The organism is Streptomyces sp. NPDC031049, from assembly GCF_055571015.1.
Map to the genome: position 1 here is coordinate 54,321 of NZ_JBVIGC010000015.1, position 20,111 is coordinate 74,431.

General features: G+C 71.6%; 15 protein-coding genes and 2 pseudogenes. 9 read left to right on the forward strand and 8 right to left on the reverse strand.

Annotated features, from left to right (window positions below; genetic code table 11):
* The first annotated feature begins 269 nt into the window (after nucleotides 1–269).
* The 8 genes and pseudogenes from ACZ45Q_RS24300 (at nucleotide 270) to ACZ45Q_RS24335 (ending at nucleotide 11,820) form a co-directional block, all read left to right on the forward strand.
* A complete protein-coding gene (locus tag ACZ45Q_RS24300; protein WP_468264915.1) occupies nucleotides 270–4,517 on the forward strand; it encodes a discoidin domain-containing protein in 4,248 nt (1,415 codons plus the stop codon).
* 83 nt (nucleotides 4,518–4,600) lie between these two features.
* Entirely contained in the window at nucleotides 4,601–5,620 is a 1,020-nt protein-coding gene (locus ACZ45Q_RS24305; protein ID WP_468264917.1) for a LacI family DNA-binding transcriptional regulator, read from the forward strand.
* A 126-nt stretch (nucleotides 5,621–5,746) separates the two neighbouring features.
* Entirely contained in the window at nucleotides 5,747–7,159 is a 1,413-nt protein-coding gene (locus tag ACZ45Q_RS24310) for an ABC transporter substrate-binding protein (protein ID WP_468264919.1), read from the forward strand.
* Between the two features lie 124 nt (nucleotides 7,160–7,283).
* Nucleotides 7,284–8,243 carry a carbohydrate ABC transporter permease gene (locus ACZ45Q_RS24315; protein WP_468264921.1) on the forward strand — a complete coding sequence of 320 codons (960 nt, stop codon included), beginning with the start codon at nucleotides 7,284–7,286 and terminating at the stop codon, nucleotides 8,241–8,243.
* Between the two features lie 17 nt (nucleotides 8,244–8,260).
* Complete coding sequence (locus tag ACZ45Q_RS24320) at nucleotides 8,261–9,136, forward strand: carbohydrate ABC transporter permease (protein WP_468264923.1); 876 nt, start codon at nucleotides 8,261–8,263, stop codon at nucleotides 9,134–9,136.
* 112 nt (nucleotides 9,137–9,248) lie between these two features.
* The gene (locus tag ACZ45Q_RS24325) at nucleotides 9,249–10,853 is read left to right on the forward strand and encodes a glycoside hydrolase family 13 protein (protein ID WP_468264925.1); all 1,605 of its coding nucleotides are present in this window, start codon (nucleotides 9,249–9,251) and stop codon (nucleotides 10,851–10,853) included.
* Between the two features lie 119 nt (nucleotides 10,854–10,972).
* Nucleotides 10,973–11,245: pseudogene (locus tag ACZ45Q_RS24330) on the forward strand (DapH/DapD/GlmU-related protein).
* A gap of 10 nt (nucleotides 11,246–11,255) precedes the next feature.
* Nucleotides 11,256–11,820 (forward strand): annotated as a pseudogene (locus ACZ45Q_RS24335) (TetR/AcrR family transcriptional regulator).
* 60 nt (nucleotides 11,821–11,880) lie between these two features.
* Here ACZ45Q_RS24335 and ACZ45Q_RS24340 read toward each other — a convergent pair.
* The 3 genes from ACZ45Q_RS24340 to ACZ45Q_RS24350 all read right to left on the reverse strand — a co-directional run bounded on the left by ACZ45Q_RS24340 (nucleotide 11,881) and on the right by ACZ45Q_RS24350 (nucleotide 14,613).
* Nucleotides 11,881–13,335 (reverse strand): glyceraldehyde-3-phosphate dehydrogenase, encoded by a 1,455-nt coding sequence (locus tag ACZ45Q_RS24340; RefSeq protein ID WP_468264927.1) that lies wholly within the window; start codon nucleotides 13,333–13,335, stop codon nucleotides 11,881–11,883.
* 175 nt (nucleotides 13,336–13,510) lie between these two features.
* Nucleotides 13,511–14,104 carry an AMIN-like domain-containing (lipo)protein gene (locus tag ACZ45Q_RS24345; RefSeq protein WP_468264929.1) on the reverse strand — a complete coding sequence of 198 codons (594 nt, stop codon included), beginning with the start codon at nucleotides 14,102–14,104 and terminating at the stop codon, nucleotides 13,511–13,513.
* A gap of 182 nt (nucleotides 14,105–14,286) precedes the next feature.
* Nucleotides 14,287–14,613: a DUF2795 domain-containing protein gene (locus ACZ45Q_RS24350; protein WP_468264931.1), complete on the reverse strand. Its 327-nt coding sequence runs from the start codon at nucleotides 14,611–14,613 to the stop codon at nucleotides 14,287–14,289.
* 253 nt (nucleotides 14,614–14,866) lie between these two features.
* Between ACZ45Q_RS24350 and ACZ45Q_RS24355 the strand changes: the two genes are divergently transcribed.
* Nucleotides 14,867–15,268 carry an SseB family protein gene (locus tag ACZ45Q_RS24355; RefSeq protein WP_468264933.1) on the forward strand — a complete coding sequence of 134 codons (402 nt, stop codon included), beginning with the start codon at nucleotides 14,867–14,869 and terminating at the stop codon, nucleotides 15,266–15,268.
* A 35-nt stretch (nucleotides 15,269–15,303) separates the two neighbouring features.
* Here the strand turns inward: ACZ45Q_RS24355 and ACZ45Q_RS24360 are convergent, their stop codons facing one another.
* The 5 genes from ACZ45Q_RS24360 to ACZ45Q_RS24380 all read right to left on the reverse strand — a co-directional run bounded on the left by ACZ45Q_RS24360 (nucleotide 15,304) and on the right by ACZ45Q_RS24380 (nucleotide 20,001).
* The gene (locus tag ACZ45Q_RS24360) at nucleotides 15,304–15,702 is read right to left on the reverse strand and encodes a MarR family winged helix-turn-helix transcriptional regulator (RefSeq protein ID WP_468264935.1); all 399 of its coding nucleotides are present in this window, start codon (nucleotides 15,700–15,702) and stop codon (nucleotides 15,304–15,306) included.
* Between the two features lie 126 nt (nucleotides 15,703–15,828).
* A complete protein-coding gene (locus ACZ45Q_RS24365) occupies nucleotides 15,829–16,860 on the reverse strand; it encodes a LacI family DNA-binding transcriptional regulator (protein ID WP_468264937.1) in 1,032 nt (343 codons plus the stop codon).
* On the reverse strand, nucleotides 16,857–17,759 hold the full coding sequence (locus tag ACZ45Q_RS24370) for a carbohydrate ABC transporter permease (RefSeq protein WP_468264939.1): 903 nt from the start codon (nucleotides 17,757–17,759) through the stop codon (nucleotides 16,857–16,859). The genes ACZ45Q_RS24365 and ACZ45Q_RS24370 overlap by 4 nt, the downstream gene beginning before the upstream one ends.
* Nucleotides 17,756–18,685, reverse strand: coding sequence for a carbohydrate ABC transporter permease (locus ACZ45Q_RS24375; protein ID WP_468264941.1), 930 nt, complete (start codon nucleotides 18,683–18,685; stop codon nucleotides 17,756–17,758). Before ACZ45Q_RS24375 ends, ACZ45Q_RS24370 begins: the two co-directional genes overlap by 4 nt.
* Nucleotides 18,682–20,001, reverse strand: a complete 1,320-nt coding sequence (locus tag ACZ45Q_RS24380) for an ABC transporter substrate-binding protein (protein ID WP_468264943.1) — start codon at nucleotides 19,999–20,001, stop codon at nucleotides 18,682–18,684. Before ACZ45Q_RS24380 ends, ACZ45Q_RS24375 begins: the two co-directional genes overlap by 4 nt.
* Nucleotides 20,002–20,111: the final 110 nt, after the last annotated feature.

Genomic DNA, 20,111 nt, shown 5'->3' on the forward strand with positions numbered 1-20,111 from the left:
TCTCCCCGGCTTGTCTCTCGAGTCAAGAAGAAAACACACCCCCCCGACGGGTTCTCCCGGCCCCCCCCCCCCCCCCCCTCTCTTCCCCCCCCCCCCCCCCCCCCCCCGCGTCCACCCCTCCCACTGACGGGCCCCGCCCTCCGCGGCGGGGCCGAGATCGGGGACGCATGACAACCCGCACACACCCACCGACGACCGGCACCCGCCCACCGACGGCCCGCCGGCGCCCGTCGACACCCCGAGGACGACCGTCACGGACCCTGTGCGCCGTGCTGGCCACCGGCCTGCTGGCCCTCGGCGGCCTGCTGGCCGACCCCGCCTCGGCGGCCGGGGGACCCGACCTCGCCGCGGGAGCCCCCGCGGCGGCGAGCAGCTCCCACGGTGAGTACCCCGCGGCGAACATCACCGACGGCAACCAGTCCACCTACTGGCAGAGCGCCGGCAGCGACCTGCCCCAGTGGGTGCAGACCGACCTCGGCACCACCAACCGGGTGGACGAGGTCGTGCTGAAACTGCCGGCCGGCTGGGAGAAGCGCAGCCAGACGCTGTCCGTGCAGGGCAGCGCCGACGGCACCGGCTTCACCACCCTCAAGGCACCGGCCTCGTACGCCTTCGACCCGGGCTCCGGCAACACCGTCCGGGTGGGCTTCCCGGCCGCGCAGACCCGGTACGTCCGCGTGGCGATCACCGCCAACACCGGCTGGCAGGCCGCCCAGCTGTCGGAACTCCAGGTCCACGCGGCGGGGGAGTCGTCGGAGAACCTCGCCCGCGGACGGGCGTTCACCGCGAGCAGCCACACGGAGGTCTACACGGCGGCGGGCGCCGGCGACGGCAACCGGGCCACCTACTGGGAGAGCCGCAACCACGCCCTGCCGCAGTGGCTCCAGACCGACCTCGGCTCAACGCGGCGGATCGACCGCGTCGTGATCGGGCTCCCCGCCGGGTGGCCCGCGCGCACGCAGACGCTGAAGCTCCAGGGCAGCACCGACGGCTCGGACTTCACCGACCTGACCGCGAGCAGGCAGTACACCTTCGACGCCCGCACCGGCAACGCGGCGGACCTCACCTTCGACGCGCTCACCACGCGCTACGTGCGCGTCCTCGTCACCGCCAACAGCGTCCAGCCGGCCGCACAGATATCCGAACTGGAGGTGTACGGGCCCGCCACCGGCGACACCGAGGCGCCCACCGCCCCGAAGAACCTGGCCCTGACCGAGCCCGAGACCGGAAAGATCCGGCTGACCTGGGACCCGGCCGCGGACGACACCGGCGTCACCGGCTACGACGTGTACGCCGACGGCGACCTGCTCACCTCCGTCGCGGGAGACGTCACCGCCTACACCGACACCCGGCCGCCCGGCACCCGCGTCAGCTACACCGTGCGCGCCAGGGACGCGGCGGGCAACCAGTCCCCGGACAGCAACACCGTCACCCGCCCCGGGGACGACGGCGACACCGAGGCGCCCACCGCCCCGGCCCATCTGACCCTCACCGAGCCCGAGACCGGACGGATCGCACTCACCTGGGGCGCGTCCGTGGACGACAAGGGCGTCACCGGCTACGACATCTACGCCAACAACGCCAAGCGCGCCTCCGTCGCGGGCGACGTGACCACCTGGACCGACACCCAGCCCGCCTCGGCGACCGTCACCTACCACGTGCGGGCCCGGGACGCCGCGGGCAACCAGTCGCCGAACAGCAACAGCGTGACCCGCAACGGCAGCGGCCAGGCCTCCGACCTGGCCGTCGGCAAGCCGATCTCCGCCTCCTCGGTGATCCACACGTACGTCGCGGAGAACGCCAACGACAACGACACCGGGACCTACTGGGAGGGCGCCGCCGGCTCCTACCCGAACACGCTCACGGTCCGGCTCGGGGCCAACGCCGACGTCGACCGGCTGGTACTGCGCCTCGACCCGGGCTGGGGCAGGCGCACCCAGACCATCGAGGTCCTCGGACGCGAGCAGGACGCCTCCGGCTTCACCTCCCTGGTCGGCGCGGAGGAGTACGTCTTCGATCCGGCGCGGGACCGCAACAGCGTCACCGTTCCCGTCGGGAAGCGGGTCGCCGACGTCCGGCTGCGGTTCACCGCCAACAGCGGGGCGACGGCCGGTCAGATCGCGGACTTCCAGGTGATGGGGGTGCCCGCACCCAACCCGGACCTCGAGGTCACCGAGCTCGTGGCCTCGCCGGCCTCGCCCGTGGAGTCGGACGAGATCTCCGTCGCCGCCACGGTCCGCAACGGCGGCACGGCCGGCGCGCCGCAGAGCGAGGTCGCGGTGCGGCTCGGCGGCACGACCGTCGCCACCGCCCGGGTCGAAGCCCTCGGCGCGGGGCAGCAGACCACGGTCACCGCGTCCCTCGGGACCCGCGAGGCGGGATCGTACGAGCTGAGCGCCGTGGCCGACGAGGAGGAGCAGGTCGTCGAGGAGAACGAGACGAACAACACCCACGTCAGCCCGGACGCCCTCGTGGTCAGGCCGGTGGAGAGCGCGGACCTGGTCGCCGCCTCGGTCACCACCTCGCCGTCCTCCCCGGCCGCGGGCGACGACGTGACGTTCGAGGTGGCCCTGAAGAACCAGGGGACCGTCGCCACCGCGGGAGGCGACCACGCCATCACCCTCACCGTGACCGACTCCGGCGGCTCCACCGTCAAGACCCTGACCGGCACCCACAGCGGTGTCATCGGCGCCGGCGACACCGCACCCGCCGTGACCCTCGGGACGTGGAAGGCCGCCGACGGCTCCTACACCCTGAAGGTCGCCGTCGCCCCGGACACCGAGGAGGTCCCGGCCAAGCGCGAGAACAACACCTCCACGCGGCCCCTGTACGTCGGGCGCGGCGCCGACATGCCCTACGACACCTACGAGGCGGAGGACGCCGTGGCCGGCGGCGGCGCCGAGGTGGTCGGGCCCAACCGGACCGTCGGCGACATCGCGGGCGAGGCGTCCGGCCGCCAGGCCGTCCTTCTGGACGCCACCGGCGAGTACGTCGAGTTCACGGCCAAGGCGAGCACCAACACCCTCGTCACCCGCTTCTCGATCCCGGATGCGCCCGGCGGCGGGGGCATCGACGCCACGCTCGACGTCTACGTCGACGGCGTGCTGAAGAAGGCGATGCCGCTGACGTCCCGGTACGCCTGGCTGTACGGGGCCGAGGCCGCACCCGGCAACTCGCCCGGGGCGGGCCCGCCGCGGCACATCTACGACGAGGCGCACCTCATGCTCGGCGAGACCGTCCCGGCGGGGTCGAAGATCCGGCTCCAGAAGGACGCGGCCAACACCTCCACCTACGCGATCGACTTCGTGGACCTCGAACAGGCCGCGCCGGTGGCCAACCCCGACCCGGCCGCCTACGTCGTACCGGCCGGCTTCGGCCACCAGGACGTGCAGAACGCCCTGGACCGGGTCCGGATGGACGGCACGGGCACGCTGGCCGGCGTGTACCTGCCGCCGGGCGACTACCGCACGACGGGCAAGTTCCAGGTGTACGGCAAGGCGGTGAAGGTGGTCGGGGCCGGGCCGTGGTTCACCAGGTTCCACGCCCCCCGGGAGCAGGAGAACACCGACGTCGGCTTCCGGGCCGACGCCTCCGCCAAGGGCTCGGTGTTCGCGGACTTCGCCTACTTCGGCAACTACACCACGCGCATCGACGGCCCGGGCAAGGTGTTCGACTTCCAGAACGTGTCGGACATCGTGATCGACAACATCTGGAGCGAGCACATGGTGTGCCTGTACTGGGGCGCCAACACCGACCGGGTCACCGTCAAGAACTCCCGGATCCGCAACACGTTCGCCGACGCCGTCAACATGACCAACGGCTCGACGGACAACCGCGTCGTCAACAACGACGCCCGGGCCACCGGCGACGACAGCTTCGCCCTCTTCTCGGCGATCGACGCCGGCGGCGCGGACATGAAGAACAACCTGTACGAGAACCTGACGTCCACGCTCACCTGGCGGGCGGCCGGGGTCGCCGTGTACGGCGGCTACAACAACACCTTCCGCAACATCCGTATCGCCGACACCCTCGTCTACTCGGGCATCACCATCTCGTCCCTGGACTTCGGCTATCCGATGAACGGGTTCGGCCCCGACCCGACCACGTTCGAGAACATCTCGATCGTGCGGGCCGGCGGGCACTTCTGGGGAGGCCAGACCTTCCCCGGGATCTGGGTGTTCTCCGCCTCGAAGGTCTTCCAGGGCATCCGCGTGAACAACGTCGACATCGTCGACCCCACCTACAGCGGGATCATGTTCCAGACGGACTACGTGGGAGGACAGCCGCAGTACCCCATCAAGGACACCGTCTTCACGGACGTGACCGTCACGGGGGCGCGCAAGAGCGGCGACGCCTTCGACGCCAAATCGGGCTTCGGCCTGTGGGCGAACGAGATGCCGGAACCGGGGGAGGGGCCGCCCGTCGGTGAGGTCGTCTTCCACAACCTGCGGCTGAGCGACAACGCCGTGGACATCCGCAACACCACCTCCACCTTCACGATCATCCGAAACCCCTAGGAGGCCGGCAGCAGACCCAGCAGGCAATCTCGGCTGAAACGCGTAGCGCAAGTCCTTGCGGGGCTTGCGCTACGCTTGCGCGTATGACGCGACGACTTGCTCAGGTGGCGAAGAAGGTTGGGGTCAGCGAGGCCACGGTCAGCCGGGTCCTCAACGGCAAGCCCGGGGTCTCGGAGTCGACCCGGCAGTCGGTGCTCACGGCGCTGGACGTGCTGGGCTACGAGCGTCCGACGCAACTGCGCGGGGAGCGGGCCCGGCTGGTGGGCCTGGTCCTGCCCGAGTTGCAGAACCCGATCTTCCCGGCGTTCGCCGAGGTGATCGGCAGCGCGCTCGCGCAGCAGGGGCTGACCCCGGTGCTGTGCACCCAGACCAAGGGCGGCGTCTCGGAGGCGGACTACGTCGAACTGCTCCTCCAGCAGCAGGTCTCCGGCGTCGTCTTCGCGGGAGGGCTCTTCGCGCAGGCCGACGCGCCGCACGCGCACTACCGGCTGCTCGCCGAGCGGCGTATCCCGGTGGTGCTGGTGAACGCGGCCATCGAGGGGCTCGACTTCCCCTGTGTGGCCTGCGACGACGCCGTGGCGACGGAGCAGTCCTGGCGCCATCTGGTGTCGCTGGGGCACGAGCGGATCGGGCTCGTGCTCGGCCCCGCGGACCACATCCCCTCCGGGCGCAGGCTCCGGGCCGCCGCGCGGGCCGCCGGCGGCCGGCTGGACGACGCCTTCGTGGAACGGTCGATGTTCTCCCTGGAGGGCGGGCAGGCGGCGGCCTCGCGCCTGCTGGAGCGCGGGGTGACGGGGATCGTCTGCGCCAGCGACCCCCTGGCCCTGGGGGCGGTGCGGGCCGCGCGCCGGCGCGGTCTGCGGGTGCCGGACGACGTGTCCGTGGTCGGCTACGACGACTCCGCGTTCATGACCTGCACCGAGCCCCCGCTGACCACGGTGCGTCAGCCGATCGAGGCGATGGGGCGCGCGGCGGTCGAGCTGCTGGCGTCCCAGATCCAGGGCGCGGACGTGCCGCACCGCGAGCTGCTGTTCGAGCCCGAGCTGGTGGTCCGCGCCTCCACGGCCCAGGCCGTCGGTTTGCGCGCGGCGATTCCCGCATGACTGTCAATCATTTACGAAATCAGCGCGAGATATTGCGTCCACTTGTCCGTGGTGGTTGAGTGAGCGGCGCCCCACAACGCATCGGCGGTGGGGCGCCTTCCACGTTCATGCCCGAAGGGGTCACCCATGAGAAGTGCTCGGTTCCGCCGTGTCCGCAGTGCGGGCACCATGACCCTCGTCTCCGCGCTCACGCTCACCGCGCTGGCCGCCTGCGGCACGAGCAGCAGCAGCGGCGACTCCGGATCCTCCGGCGGCGGGTCCTCGGACCCCGCGGCCCCGCTGGACCCGAAGACGAAGGTCACCATCACCATCGACTGCATGCCCCCGGCGGCGAAGGCGGCCGAGCTGAAGCAGTGGAAGGAGGACGTCGAGGAGTTCAACAAGACCTACCCCAACGTCACCGTCGAGGGCCGCTCCACCCCCGGACAGTGCCTGGAGCCCCCGCGGTTCACCGCCATGCTGAAGGCCAAGTCCCAGCCGGACGTGTTCTACACCTACTTCACCGACCTGCCGCAGGTGCTCACGCACGACGGCGCCGAGGACATCAGCGCGTACGTCAACGACAAGACGGTGCCGCTGCTGGACGACATCGACCCGGACGTCCTCGGCACGCTCGAGCAGGACGGCAAGCTCTACGGCCTGCCCACCAGCAACTACACCATGGGCCTGCTGATCAACCGCAAGCTCTTCGAGCGGGCCGGCCTCGATCCCGACACACCGCCGCGCACCTGGGAGGAGGTCCGCGCCGCGGCCAAGAAGATCGCCGCCCTCGGCGACGGCATCGCCGGCTTCGGCGAGTACAGCGCGGGCAACACCGGCGGCTGGCACTTCACCGCGCAGATGTACAGCATCGGCGGCGACATCGTCGACGACAGCGGCAGGAAGGCCGCGTTCAACACCGAGCAGGGCCGGCAGATCGCCGAGAACCTGCACGCCATGCGCTGGCAGGACGACAGCATGGGCAAGACCCAGCTGCTGAAGTGGGGCGACCTCCAGAAGCAGATGGCCACCGACAAGCTCGGCATGTTCCTCGCGGCGCCCGACGACATCGCCTACATGGTCCAGCAACTCGGTGCCGAGTACCGCGACTTCGGCATGGGGCCGATCCCCGGGGGCCGGAACACCCTCGCCGGCGGCAACAGCTACATGATCAAGAAGGGGATCTCCGGCGACAAGATCAAGGCCGCGATCGCCTGGCTGAACTTCAAGAACCTCACGGTCGGCGAGGGGCAGTTCGACTGGGCGCGCACCAAGGCCGACGGCCTGCCGGTCGGCATCCCGCAGCCCAACTTCTGGCAGGGCGAGTCGAAGAAGAAGGACGACGCCGCGCGCGTGGAGCACGCCACGATGCCGGTCGCCAACTTCAAGGCGTTCATGGACGACCCCGTCCCGGGCAAGGCCGAACCGCCGAAGGCGCAGGAGATCTACAAGGTCCTGGACAACGTCATGTCCGGCATCCTCACCAACGAGGACGCCGACATCGACAAGCTGCTGGACACGGCCGAGGACCAGGTGAACCGGGTCCTCGCCCACCAGTGACCGGACCCCGGCGGGGCGGGACTTCCTCCTGACCCCGCCGGGCGCCGCCCCCCGGGCGGCACGGCCCCCGGTCATCCGCGGCGTCCGCGACAGCACCCCGGCAGACCAGCAGCAAGGAGCGACGATGTCGGCCCCCAGCGTCACCCCGAGAAAGGCGGCCAGTCACCGCCGCACCCCGCCGCCCGCAGCGGACCCCGGGCCCCCCGGCGGACGCCTCGGCCGCAGCCTGCGGCGCAACCTCACCGCCCACGGATTCCTCATCGGCGCGGTGATCTGCTTCGCGCTGTTCTCGTGGTACCCGATGATCCGCGAGTTCTTCCTGGCCTTCCAGAAGACGGACGGCGGCGAGGTCTCCTGGGTGGGGCTGGACAACTTCGCCACGGTCTTCAACGACCCGGCGTTCTGGCAGGCCTGGCGCAACACCCTGCTGTTCACGGTCCTCGCACTGCTCCTCGGCTTCGCGGTGCCGTTCGTGGTCGCCGTGGTGATCAACGAGTTCCGGCACGGCAAGGGCTACCTGCGCCTGCTGGTCTACCTGCCCGTCATGCTGCCCCCGGTCGCCTCGGTGCTGCTGTTCAAGTACCTCTACGACCCGGGGTACGGGCTGCTCAACGAGATGCTCGGGTTCTTCGGCGCCCCGGAGCAGCAGTGGCTCCAGGACCCCGACATCTCGATGCTCTCCGTCGTCATCGCCTCGACCTGGATGAACATGGGCGGCGCCGCCCTGATCTACCTCGCGGCGCTCCAGGGCATCCCCGGCGAACTGTACGAGGCCGCCGAACTGGACGGCGCGGGGGTGCTCCGGAAGATCTGGCACGTCACGATCCCGCAGACGCGGCTCGTCCTGTCCCTGATGCTGCTCATGCAGATCATCGCCACCATGCAGGTCTTCGTCGAACCCTTCCTGCTCACCGGCGGCGCCGGCCCCGAGGGATCGACCACGACGGTCGTGTACCTCATCTACCAGTACGCCTTCAACTTCAACGACTACGGCGCCGCGGCGGCCCTCGGCCTGCTCCTGCTCGTACTCCTCGCCGGGTTCTCGGCGGCGTACGTCAGGCTCAGCCGCGCCGAGAACGAGTAGGACCCGGGAGACCCAGCATGTCCGCACGCACGCTCATTTCGCCGGCCCAACTCGCCCGGCCCCGGGGCAGGGCCCTGTACTGGCTGACGTTCGCCGTCGTCGTCGGCGGCTTCACCCTCGTGTTCCTCGGCCCCCTGTACTGGCTGGTCTCCAGCGGCTTCAAGGACGCCCAGGAGGTGATCCGGACCCCGCCGACCCTGGTCCCCGGCTCCTTCGAGGCCGGCAACCACAGCCGGGCCTGGGAGGTCATGGACCTGGCCAGGCTGCTGTTCAACACCCTGTACTACGCCTTCGGCGCCCTGGCCTTCCAGCTCGTCCTGGACGTCGCCGCGGCCTACTCGCTCTCCAAGCTCCGCCCCGTCTTCGGCAAGGCCGTCCTCGGCATGATGCTGGCGACGCTGATGATCCCCGCGACCGTCCTCGTCGTACCGCAGTACCTCACCGTGCTCGACGTGCCCGTCGTCGAGCGCAACCTGCTCAACACCCCCTGGGCGATCTGGCTGCCGTCGGTGACGAACGCCTTCAACATCTTCCTGCTCAAGCGGTTCTTCGACTCGATCCCCAAGGAACTGCTGGACGCCGCCGCCATGGACGGTGCGAGCCCGATGCGCACCCTGTGGTCGGTGGTGCTGCCGATCTCCCGGCCCATCCTCGGCGTCGTCTCCATCTTCGCCGTCGTCGGGGTCTGGAAGGACTTCCTCTGGCCGATGCTCACCCTCCCCGACCCGGCCCTTCAGACCCTCAACGTCGGCATCTACTCGCTCTCCAACGGCGTCCCCGTGAACGTGCTGATCGCCGCGCTCACGATCGCGTCGCTGCCCACCCTGCTGATCTTCCTGATCTTCCAGCGCAACATCATGAGCGGCCTCACCGCCGGCGGGCTCAAGGGCTGACGCCCCGAACCCCCGCCCCTGGCGCCGTGTCCACGCCTTCGCCGCCGGCCCGTCCGACGCCCCGCCTCCTGGCCGGCGGCGAAGATCCACCCTGCCCGAAAGGAACCGCAACGTGGCAGCCCCTCTCCCGCCCCGCACCGACGACTGGTGGCGCGACGCCGTCATCTACCAGGTGTACCCACGCAGCTTCGCCGACGGCGACGGCGACGGCACCGGGGACCTCGCGGGCGTCCGGTCGAGGCTGCCCCACCTCGCCACCCTCGGTGTCGACGCCGTCTGGTTCACCCCCTGGTACGCCTCCCCGCTGGTCGACGGCGGCTACGACGTCGCCGACTACCGCGCCATCGACCCGGCCTTCGGCACCCTCGACGAGGCCGAGAAGCTGATCGCCGACGCGGCGGAGCTGGGCATCCGGGTCATCGTCGACATCGTCCCCAACCACGTCTCCGACCAGCACGCCTGGTTCCGCGCCGCCCTCGCCGCCGGACCCGGCAGCCCCGAGCGGGAGCGCTTCCACTTCCGGCCCGGCCGCGGGCCGGGCGGCGAACTCCCGCCCAACGACTGGCCGTCGCAGTTCGCGGGGAGCACCTGGACCCGCCTCCCCGACGGCGAGTGGTACCTGCACCTGTTCGCCCCCGAACAGCCCGACCTCAACTGGGCCCACCCCGACGTCCGCCGGGAGCACGAGGACATCCTGCGCTTCTGGTTCGACCGCGGCGTGGCGGGCGTGCGCATCGACTCCGCCGCCCTGCTCGTCAAGGACCCCGCCCTCGCCGACTTCCGGGAGGGCGTCGATCCCCACCCGTACATCGACCAGGACGAACTGCACGACATCTACCGCTCCTGGCGCGCCATAGCCGACGAGTACGGCGGCATGTTCGTCGGCGAGGTCTGGCTGCCCGACGCCGAACGCTTCGCCCGGTACCTGCGCCCCGACGAACTGCACACCGCCTTCAACTTCAACTACCTCACCTGCCCCTGGGACCCGGAGCGGCTGCGCCGCACCATCGACGCCACGCTCGCCGAGCACGCCCCCGTCGGCGCACCCGCGACCTGGGTGCTCAGCAACCACGACGTCACCCGCACCGTCACCCGGTACGGACGCGAGGAGACCGGCTTCGACTTCGCGGCCAAGGCCTTCGGCACCCCGACCGACCTCGCCCTCGGAACGCGCCGCGCCCGCGCCGCCGCCCTGCTGACCCTCGCCCTGCCCGGCTCCGTCTACCTCTACCAGGGCGAGGAACTCGGGCTCCCCGAGGCCGACATCCCCCTGGACCGCATCCAGGACCCGATGCACTTCCGCTCCGGCGGCACCGACCCCGGACGAGACGGCTGCCGGGTGCCGATGCCCTGGGCGGCCGACGAGCCGTGGTGCGGCTTCGGGTCGAGGACCGAGCCGTGGCTGCCCCAGCCGGCGGACTGGTCCCGCTACGCCGTGGACCGGCAGCGCACGGACCCCGACTCGATGCTCTCGCTGTACCGGGAGGCTCTGTCGCTGCGCCGGGCGGGCGAGGGCTTCGGCGACGGCCCGCTGACCTGGCTGCCCGCCGAGGAGGGCGTCCTGGCCTTCGGCAGAGGGCACGGGCTGCTGTGCGTGGTCAACCTCGCCGAGCCGTCCGTCGCCCTGCCGCCGCACGAGCGGGTGCTGCTCACCAGCGGCCCGCTCGACGGCGACGGCCGTCTGCCGCGCGACACGGCGGTGTGGCTGCGCGCCTGACCCCGCGGCGCCGGAGAGGGCCGGACGCGCCGGGGCGGCCCCCCGGACAGGCGCTGAGTGTCGTACGCACGGCGACGACGGACCACTTCGCACAGGACCCGCGCTCGAACTGGGAGCGCATGACGGCCGGTGACCTCTACATCGCCGACGACCCGGGACCGGGCGGGCGGCCTCGGCGTCCCTGGAGCCGGGGCCCCGGCGCGACAAGCTGGAGGCGGCCCGGCCGGTCACCATCGGGAACAACGTGTGGCTCGGCGGCGGCGCCATCGTGCTGCCCGGCGTCACCATCGGGGCTCGACTCGGTGATCGGCGCCGGCGCGGTGGTCACCGGGGACGTGCCCGCGCGCGTCGTCGCCGTGGGCAGTCCGGCCCGTGTGGTCCGGGAGCTGTGAGCCCGCCCCCGTGGCCACCGGACACACCGACCCGCGGCGCCGCAGCGCATCCTCGCGGCCACGCTGGAGCTGATCGCCGAGGAGGGCGTCGCGGGCGTCTCCCATCGGAAGACCGCCTCACGCGCCGCCGTCCCGCTCGGGTCGATGACCTATCACTTCGACGGCATCGACGACCTGCTGCGCGAGGCGTTCGCCCGGTTCACCGACCACATCGTCGCCGTCTTCGACGCGCACCTGGCCGGCCCGGCCGGTCCCGAGGAGGCGCGGGAGGCGGTCACCGACCTGGTGCACGCCCTCTCCGACGGGGAGCGGCGGGACCTGGCGCTCACCCAGGAGCTGTACATCCTCGCGGCCCGCCGGCCCGCCGGCCCGCGTACCGGGAACTCACCCAGGAGTGGATGCGGCGCAGCCGGGTCCACCTGGAGAAGCACTTCGACCCGGACACGGCCCGGCAGCTCGACGCCCTGATCGAGGGGCTGACCCTGCACCGGGCCCTGACCCGCGAGCCGCACGGGTGGGCCCTGGCCGCCGAGGCCGTGGCCCGGATCACCGGGGCCGGCGGCCCGGCCCGCTGAACGCCCGTGCGGCACGGACCTGACCGCCGTGCCGCACGGGCTTCCGTCGTGCGGCGGTTGTCAGACCGCCGGCGCCGGGTACGTCGGGTACTCCACGCCCGAGACGTGCTGGACGACGCGGACGACCTGGCAGGAGTAGCCGAACTCGTTGTCGTACCAGAGGTAGAGGATCGCGTTGTCGCCCTCGACCTTGGTCGCGCCGGCGTCGACGATCGAGGCGTGGCGCGAGCCGATGAAGTCGCTGGAGACCGCGTCGGGGGCGGCGATGAAGTCGATCTGACGCTTCAGCGGCGAGGTCAGCGACACCTCGCGGAGGTGGTCGAGGACCTCCTCGCGGCTGGTCTCGCGGGCGAGCTGGAGGTTGAGGATCGCGATCGAGACGTCCGGCACGGGGACGCGGATCGAGCTGCCGGTGATCCTCGCCTTGAGGTCCGGAAGGGCCTTGGTGACGGCGGAGGCCGCACCGGTCTCGGTGATGACCATGTTCAGCGGCGCCGAACGGCCGCGACGGTCGGCCTTGTGGTAGTTGTCCAGCAGGTTCTGGTCGTTGGTGAAGGAGTGGACGGTCTCCACGTGCCCGCGCAGCACGCCGAACTCGTCGTCCATCGCCTTCAGCGGCGGCACGATCGCGTTGGTGGTGCAGGAGGCGCAGGACAGGATCTGCTCGTCGGGCTTGATCGTGTCGTGGTTGACGCCGTGCACGATGTTGGGGACGTCGCCCTTGCCCGGCGCGGTCAGCACGACCTTGTCGATGCCGGGGCGCAGGTGCTTGGACAGGCCCTCGCGGTCGCGCCACTTGCCGGTGTTGTCGATGAGGATGGCGTTCTTGATGCCGTGCGCCGTGTAGTCGACCTGCGTCGGGTCGTCGGCGTAGATCACCTTGATGGCGTTGCCGTTGGCGACGATCGCGCTGTTCGCCTCGTCGACCGTGATCGTCCCCTGGAACTGGCCGTGGATGGAGTCACGGCGCAGCAGCGAGGCGCGCTTGACGAGATCCTCCCCGGCCCGTCCCGCACCGCCGCGCACGACGATCGCGCGCAGCCGCAGGCCGTTGCCCGAGCCGGTCTTCTCGATGAGCAGGCGGGCGACGAGACGGCCGATGCGGCCGAAGCCGTAGAGCACGACGTCGCGCGGCTCACGGCGGTCGATCTTGTCGGCGCCCGTGGCACCGGCCACGGCCTCGGCGGTGAACTCCGCGATCGACAGGCCCCGGTCGTCGTCCTTGTACGTCGCGGCGAGCATGCCGATGTCGATCTGGGACGGGCCCAGGTCGAGGGTGGTCAGGGCCTGGAGGAAGGGCAGCGTCTCGGTGACCGACAGCTCCGCGCCGGCGATCTGCCGGGCGAACCGGTGGGTCTTCAGGATGCTGACCACCGACTTGTTCACCAAGGAACGGCTGTGCAGCAGGACCGTGACGTCCCGCTCCCGGTGCAGCTTCCCGATCATCGGGATCATCGACTCCGCGATCTCCTCGCGGTTCTTCCAGTTGGTGAACGAGTCGTCGTTGACAGTCACAGTTCGCATCTTTCGAGCTAGGCGGCGCTCATATGTTAACCACACCGCCGGGGTGATCGATCAACGGGGGTCGCACGGAACCGGCCGGGCTCGTGGAGCCCGGCCGGTTCCGCCGGTGGACGCCTGCCGGTGGGCCTGTCGGTGGGCTGTTCGGCGGGGCCTGTCGGCGAGCCGGTCAGCGGGCGCCGGTCCAGTTGTGGGCGACGTCCACGACGAGGCGCCCGTCCAGCGTCAGCACGCGGAACGGCAGTCGGGCGCGCACGCCGAGCCCGAACTGGGTCTCGCCCTCGAAGCTGCCCCCGAACCGGGCGTCCCGGAAGGTGCGGTGGCCGTCGAGGTCGACGCCCGGGAGCGGGCGGCCCACCCGGCCGGGATACGTGGGTGTGCCGGTCTCCGGCCGGTAGGCGGGCGCCGTCACCCGGATCTCCAGCACGGCGCCGCCGGCGACGGGGAGGGGGCGGCCGGAGCCGGGCTGGTGGAGCCGGTCGACGTACCCGACGGTGTGGCCGAGCCGGCCGGCCTTCGCGCCGGGGACGTCGACGACCAGCCGGTCGAAGCAGGCGTGGCGTCCTGTGCGCACGTTCGTGACCGGGATCGCCGTGCCCGTGGTCCGGGTCTCGGGGAGGCTGCCCCAGCCGGTGGGGCAGGCCGTGGTGCGGGCCGCGGCGGGCGCCGTGGCGAGCGGGGCGGCGCCGGCCGCGACCGTGGCCGGGACGAGCGCGGCGCTCGCGAGAGCGGCCGTCACCCATGCTGATCTGCTTCGTCGCATTGTGTCCCCCCAGGGTGCGCATGTTCAGGTATTGGGTGAGACATACGGATTGCCCGGAAGGTTGCGGAAGATTGCGACGCCGTGCCGCGTCACGCTGCGGCACGGTGTGCCACGACGGCGCGTACGGCGGTGGGCCGGCCCCGGGCCGCGCGGCGGAGCCGGCGCGGCCCGGGGGCGGGGCGTCAGCGGTCTCGGTGCAGTTCCTCCTGGACCGGCGGCTCGGGCACCTCGCGCAGGTGCTGGGACTGGCCCGGCCGGCCGCCGGCCCGGGCCTGCTCGGCGCGTTGCGCGGGGGAGGTGCCGAGGTCGGAGTCGGGGTCCACGCGCACCGACCGGGCCACCTCGTCGCGGTTGGCGTAGTTCTCCGGCGGAATGCCGCGCAGTGCCTTGACCGCCTCCTGCGAGGCGCCGGCCTTGCGTGCCGCCTGGATCAGTTCGTCCTTGCCCGCGGGGAAGTCGACGTCCTTGATGGCGTCCACCACCTCGCGGGCGCTCGTGGTGTGGGACATGAGCACATCTCCCGGTCCGTGGTCCGACCTGCGTGCGCGTTCCGGGTAACCGCCGGGGCGGCGGTACTCACCTCCCGCCCGTCCGATCGAACCCGACCACATCGGATCATGCCGGGCGCTTTCGTTTCATTGGTTGGCCGAAGGGTGGCCGAAGGGGATTGCTCGGGCGGCGACCGGGTACGCGTGGACGGACCGCGCCCGTGCCGATCATGCCGGGGCGGGCCGCACGACCGCCGCTACCAGGGAACCTGCCATGGAGACACCCGCGAACGACAACACCGTCACGCCCGCCCAGCGGGCGCTGGACGCGCTCGCCGAGAACACCGAGAACACGGCGGCGCTCGACACGCTGGCGAGCAGCGACGTGCTCGTACCGGTGCCGGACGACGCCAGCGACGAGGACGCCGCGAACCCCGCCACGCTGGCCCTGCCGGTGCTGGAGCAGTCGGGCGGCGGGCAGGTGGTGCCCGTGTTCACCTCGGAGCTGGAGATGGCCGACCTGCTGCCGTTCGTCTCCCGCTACCGCATGGTGCCGCTGGGTGCCCTCGCCGCGCAGTGGCCCGCCGACGACCTGTCGCTGTCGATCGACGCCGGCTCCGAGCACCGTCTGACCCTCACCTCGGAGGGCGTGCGCACGCTGCTGGCACGTCCGTAGGCCCCCGGCCCCCGACGCGCGCGCCGGGCGGCGGATCAGCCGTCGCCCAGCGACCGCTCCAGCGCGGCCCGCTGCAACGGCAGCACCCGGGCGTGCACGTCGCGGCCCTTGCCGGTGAGTGCCACGTACACCCCGCGCCGGTCCTCGGCGCACACGGACCGCTGAACGAGTCCGTCCCGCTCCAGCCGGGCGATGAGCCGGGACAGCGCACTCTGGCTCAGGTGCACCCGTCCGACGAGGTTCTGCACCCGGCAGTGGCCGCCCTCCCCGGGCGCCGAGGCGAGGATGTCGAGCACCTCGAAGTCGCTCGCGCCCAGGCCGTGGGGGTGCAGCTCACGGTCTATCTCGCACATCGTGCGCGCGTGCACCGCGAGGATCTCCCGCCACCGCTCCTCGAGCCGTCCACCGGCCGCAGTGGCCGCCGTGCCTGCCATATCTGCACGGTAACACCACGACCGCCACTGGTTGACTGTGCAACTAGGCTTTCCGGAAGTCGGCGCCCCTCCCGGACCGGGGCGGGCCGGGAGGTTCTCCGCAGCCCGCCGGTGCTCCGCCGGACCTCAGGTCGATTCCCGCCGCACCAGTTCCGTCGGCAGGATCACCGCCGCCGGGTCGTCCCCGCCGATCTGCGCCAGCAGCACCCGGACCATCTCCGAGCTGATCCGGTCCCAGGGCTGCCGGATGGTCGTCAGCCGCGGGCTGGCCGCCACGGCCGCGGGGGAGTCGTCGAACCCGCCGACCGCGACGTCCTCCGGCACCCGCCGCCCCGCCCGTTGCAGGGCCGTCAGCACGCCCTGCGCCATCAGGTCCGAGGCGACGAACACCGCGTCCAGGTCGGGCGCCCGGGCCAGCAGCCGCTCCGCGCCCGCCTCGCCGCTGGCCCGGCTGTAGTCGCCGGAGACGACGAGCCGCTCGTCGGCCTCGATCCCCGCCTCGGCGAGCACCTCCCGGTACCCGGCGAGCCGCTCGACACCGCCCGGGGTGTCCGGCGGGCCGGTCACCACGCCCACCCGGCGCCGGCCCAGCGACAGCAGATGGCCCACCATCTCCCGGGCGCCGTCCCGGTCGTCCGCCGCCACATAGCTGACCTTGGAACCCAGCCCGATCGGCTTGCCGCACGCCACCAGCGGCACGCCCGCCGCCCGCAGCTCCTCGGCGACCGGGTCGCCGGAGCGGCTGGAGACCAGCAGCACGCCGTCGACGTGGCCCGCGGTGATGTAGCGGGTGATGCGCCGCCGTTCGGCGTCCGTCCCGGCCAGCATCAGCAGCAGCGGGATGTCGTGCGCGGCCAGCGCCTGGGTGCAGCCGCGCAGCAGGACGTTGAAGTTGGGGTCCTCGAAGAACCGCTCCTGCGGCTCGGTGAGCAGGAAGCCGACCGAGTCCGAGCGGCCGGTGATCAGCGAGCGGGCGTGCCGGTTGACGACGTAACCCGTTCTGCGGATCGCCGCGTTGACCGCCTCCTGCGCGGCCGGGCTGACGTAGTGCCCGCCGTTGAGCACCCGTGAGACGGTGCCCCGCGAGACCCCGGCCTCACGGGCCACGTCGTGGATCGTCGGTGCGCGGCGCCGGCCCCCCGTGTTGCTCATGGTCATGACTTTACGGCTCCGGACAGCAGGTCGAGGCTCCAGAACCGCTGGACGACCAGGAACAGCGCGACCAGCGGCACCACCGCGAGGAACGCGCCGGTGATCACCAGCGTGTACAGCGCGGGCGTGCTGGCCCCCTGCTCCAGCAGCGTGTGCAGGCCGAGCGTGATCGGGAACCGCTCGTCGTCGCTGAGCATGATGTACGGCAGCAGGAAGTTGTTCCACACGGCCACGAACTGGAACAGGAACACCGTCACCAGCCCCGGCACCATCATCGGCAGCGCGATCCGGGTGAAGATCCGCCACTCGCCGGCCCCGTCCATCCGCCCGGCCTCCACCACGTCGGCGGGCACGGCCGCCGCGGCGTAGATCCGCGCGAGGTACACGCCGTACGGGGAGAGGATCTGCGGGAGCAGCACCGACAGGTACGAGTCCGTCAGACCGGCCCCGGCCAGCAGCAGGTACTGCGGCACGGCGAGGATCACCGGTGGCATCAGCACGCCCGCCAGCAGCACGCTGAACAGCGCCTCCCGGCCGCGGAAGCGGTAGACGGCCAGCGCGTAGCCGCTCACCGCCGACACGGCCGTGGACAGCAGGGCGCCCAGCCCGGCGTACAGCGCCGAGTTGGCCATCCACCGCCAGTACACACCGTCGCGGTAGGCGCTGAGGTCGGCGAGGTTGTCGGCGAACCCGGTGCCGGGCAGGAAGGTGAAGGTGGAGAACAGCTCCCGGCCCGACTTGGTGGCCGCGATCACCACCCACGCCACCGGCAGCAGGCAGTACACCGCGCCCAGCAGCAGGGTGAGCGTCGGGACCAGCGCGGTCCGGCGGCGCGGCGGCCCCGCGGCGGTGCCGGGCGTGGTGCCCGCCGCCGGCCGGGTCCCGCGGACGGCGAGAGTGCTCATCGGGCTGCCTCCTGCCGGGTGCGGCGGTTGGCGGCGCGCAGGAAGCCGAAGGAGAGCGCCAGGGTGGCCAGCGCGATGATGGTCGCCTGCGCGGCCGCCGCGTGGACGTCCCCGTTGCCGAAGGCGTCCTGGTACACCTTCATCAGCGGACTCCAGGTGGTGGACACCGAGTTGGTCAGCGGCTTGAGCGTGGTCGGCTCGCTGAAGACCTGGAGCGTGGCGATGATCGAGAAGAAGAAGGTCAGCACCAGCGAGGGCGCCACCATCGGGATCTTGATCCGGAGCGCGATCTGGAGCGGGGTGGCCCCGTCCAGCTTCGCCGCCTCGTACACCTCCGCCGGGACGGCCCGCAGCGAGGTGTAGATGACGATCATGTTGAAGCCGGTGCCGCCCCACACGGCGATGTTCGACAGCGCGAGATACAGCGGCCCGCCGTCCAGCAGGTCAGGCTGCGGCAACCCCAGCTCGCCGAGCACGAAGTGGAAGGGGCTGACGTCCGGCAGGTAGAGGAAGCCCCACAGCAGGGCGGCCACGACACCGGGGACGGCGTACGGCAGGAAGATCGCGAGCCGGGTGAGGGGGGTGAGGCGGACCCGTTCCGCGTCGAGCATCAGCGCGAACAGCAGGGCCAGCCCCAGCATCACGGGGACGACGATGCAGCCGTAGCCGAGCACGCGCAGCGCCCCGGCCAGCAGCTCGCCGTCGGTGAGGGCGTCCGTGTAGTTGCGCAGGCCCGCCCACACCTCCGTGCGGGCCCCGGCGCCCAGGCCCAGCCCCGACACCTCCATCTTGCGGAAGCTCAGCCAGAGCGCGTAGCCGATGGGCAGGGCGAAGAAGAGGAGGAACAGCACCGTCGCCGGGAGGAGGAAACCGTAGGGGGCGCCCTTCGCCCCGTACGGCCTCCGGCGTGCCGTCGCGCCGCTCATCCAGCGACCTCGAAGCCCTGCTTCTTCAGGTCGGCGACCGTGTCCCGCTGCATGGTCCGCAGGGCGGCGGTGAAGTCCGACCTGTTCTTGGCGGCGGCCCCGAACGCGTCCTTGAAGGACGTGTAGGCGACGTTGACGTTCGGACCCCAGGCGGACGGCGCCGTGGTCTTCGCTATCTCGGCGGCCCGGGTGTAGAAGTCGGGCTGGTTGGAGAAGAACTCCGGCGGTTCGGCGAACGCGCCGCTGACCTGGGCGGCGGTGGCGGCGGGGTAGATGCCGCCCTCCTTGGCCAGCGCGTTGAGGGCGGCCTCGTCGGTGTTGAGCCACGCGGCGAACTTCGCGGCGGCCTCCTTGTGCGCGGAGTCCGTGGTCACGCCGGTGGAGGAGCCGCCCCAGCTGCCGGTGCGGCTCTCGCCCGCCGACCACTGGGGGAGCGGGGCCATGGCCCACTTGCCCTTGGTGGCGGGCGCGGCCGTGGTCAGCGTGCCGGGGGCCCACACGGCGCTGACCCAGGCGAGCTGCTCGCCGGTGTCGAGCGCCTTGTTCCAGGCCGGGGTGTACATGGGCTGGTTGTCGATCGCGCCTTCCGCGACCAGCCCGCCCCAGAAGTCGGCCACCTTGCGGGTCGCCGGGTCGTCGATGCCGACCTTCCACTTCTCGCCCTCGGTCGTCCACCACCGCGCACCGGCCTGCTGGGCGAGGCCCGCGAACAGGCCGGAGTCGTTGGCGGAGAAGGTGGTGAGGTCCTTGTCCGGGGCCTTCTTCTTCAGCGCGCGGGCGGTCTCGGCGAACTCCTCCCACGTGGTGGGGACGTCGAGGCCGTATTTCTCGAACAGGTCCTCGCGGTAGTAGAACATCATCGGTCCGATGTCCTGCGGCACCGCGTAGACCGCGTCCGTGCCCAGCGTGGTCTGCTGCCACACCCCGTCGGCGAACTCGCCCCGCACGTCCTCGACCTCGGCCGATATGTCGGCGAGCGCGTCGTTGCTGACCAGGGTCGGCAGCGCCTGGTACTCGGCCTGGACCAGGTCGGGCGCCTCGCCCGCCTGGTGCGCGGTGAGGATCTTGGTGACCAGCGTGTCGCCGGACGCCTGCTTCTTCACCGTGACGGAGATCTGCTCCTTCCTGCCCGGGCCCTCGTTCCACAGCTCGACGACCTCGTCCATGCCCGGTGTCCAGGTCCAGTACGTCAGCGAGACCGGCCCCGACCGGGCGTCGCCGTCGTCGCCGGACGATCCGCAGCCGGCGAGTGCGGTGGCGCCGAGCGTGACCGCGACGGCGGATGTCACGAGGCGTCGGCGCTTCGTGTACGGCATGGAACTCTCCCCTGACCTGGGCCCCCGCCATGGTGCGCGGGCCGGGCTCGTGTCTGTGAGCGTTCACAGTAGAGAAACGTTCCGGACACTTGTCAATGGTTGATGCTGTG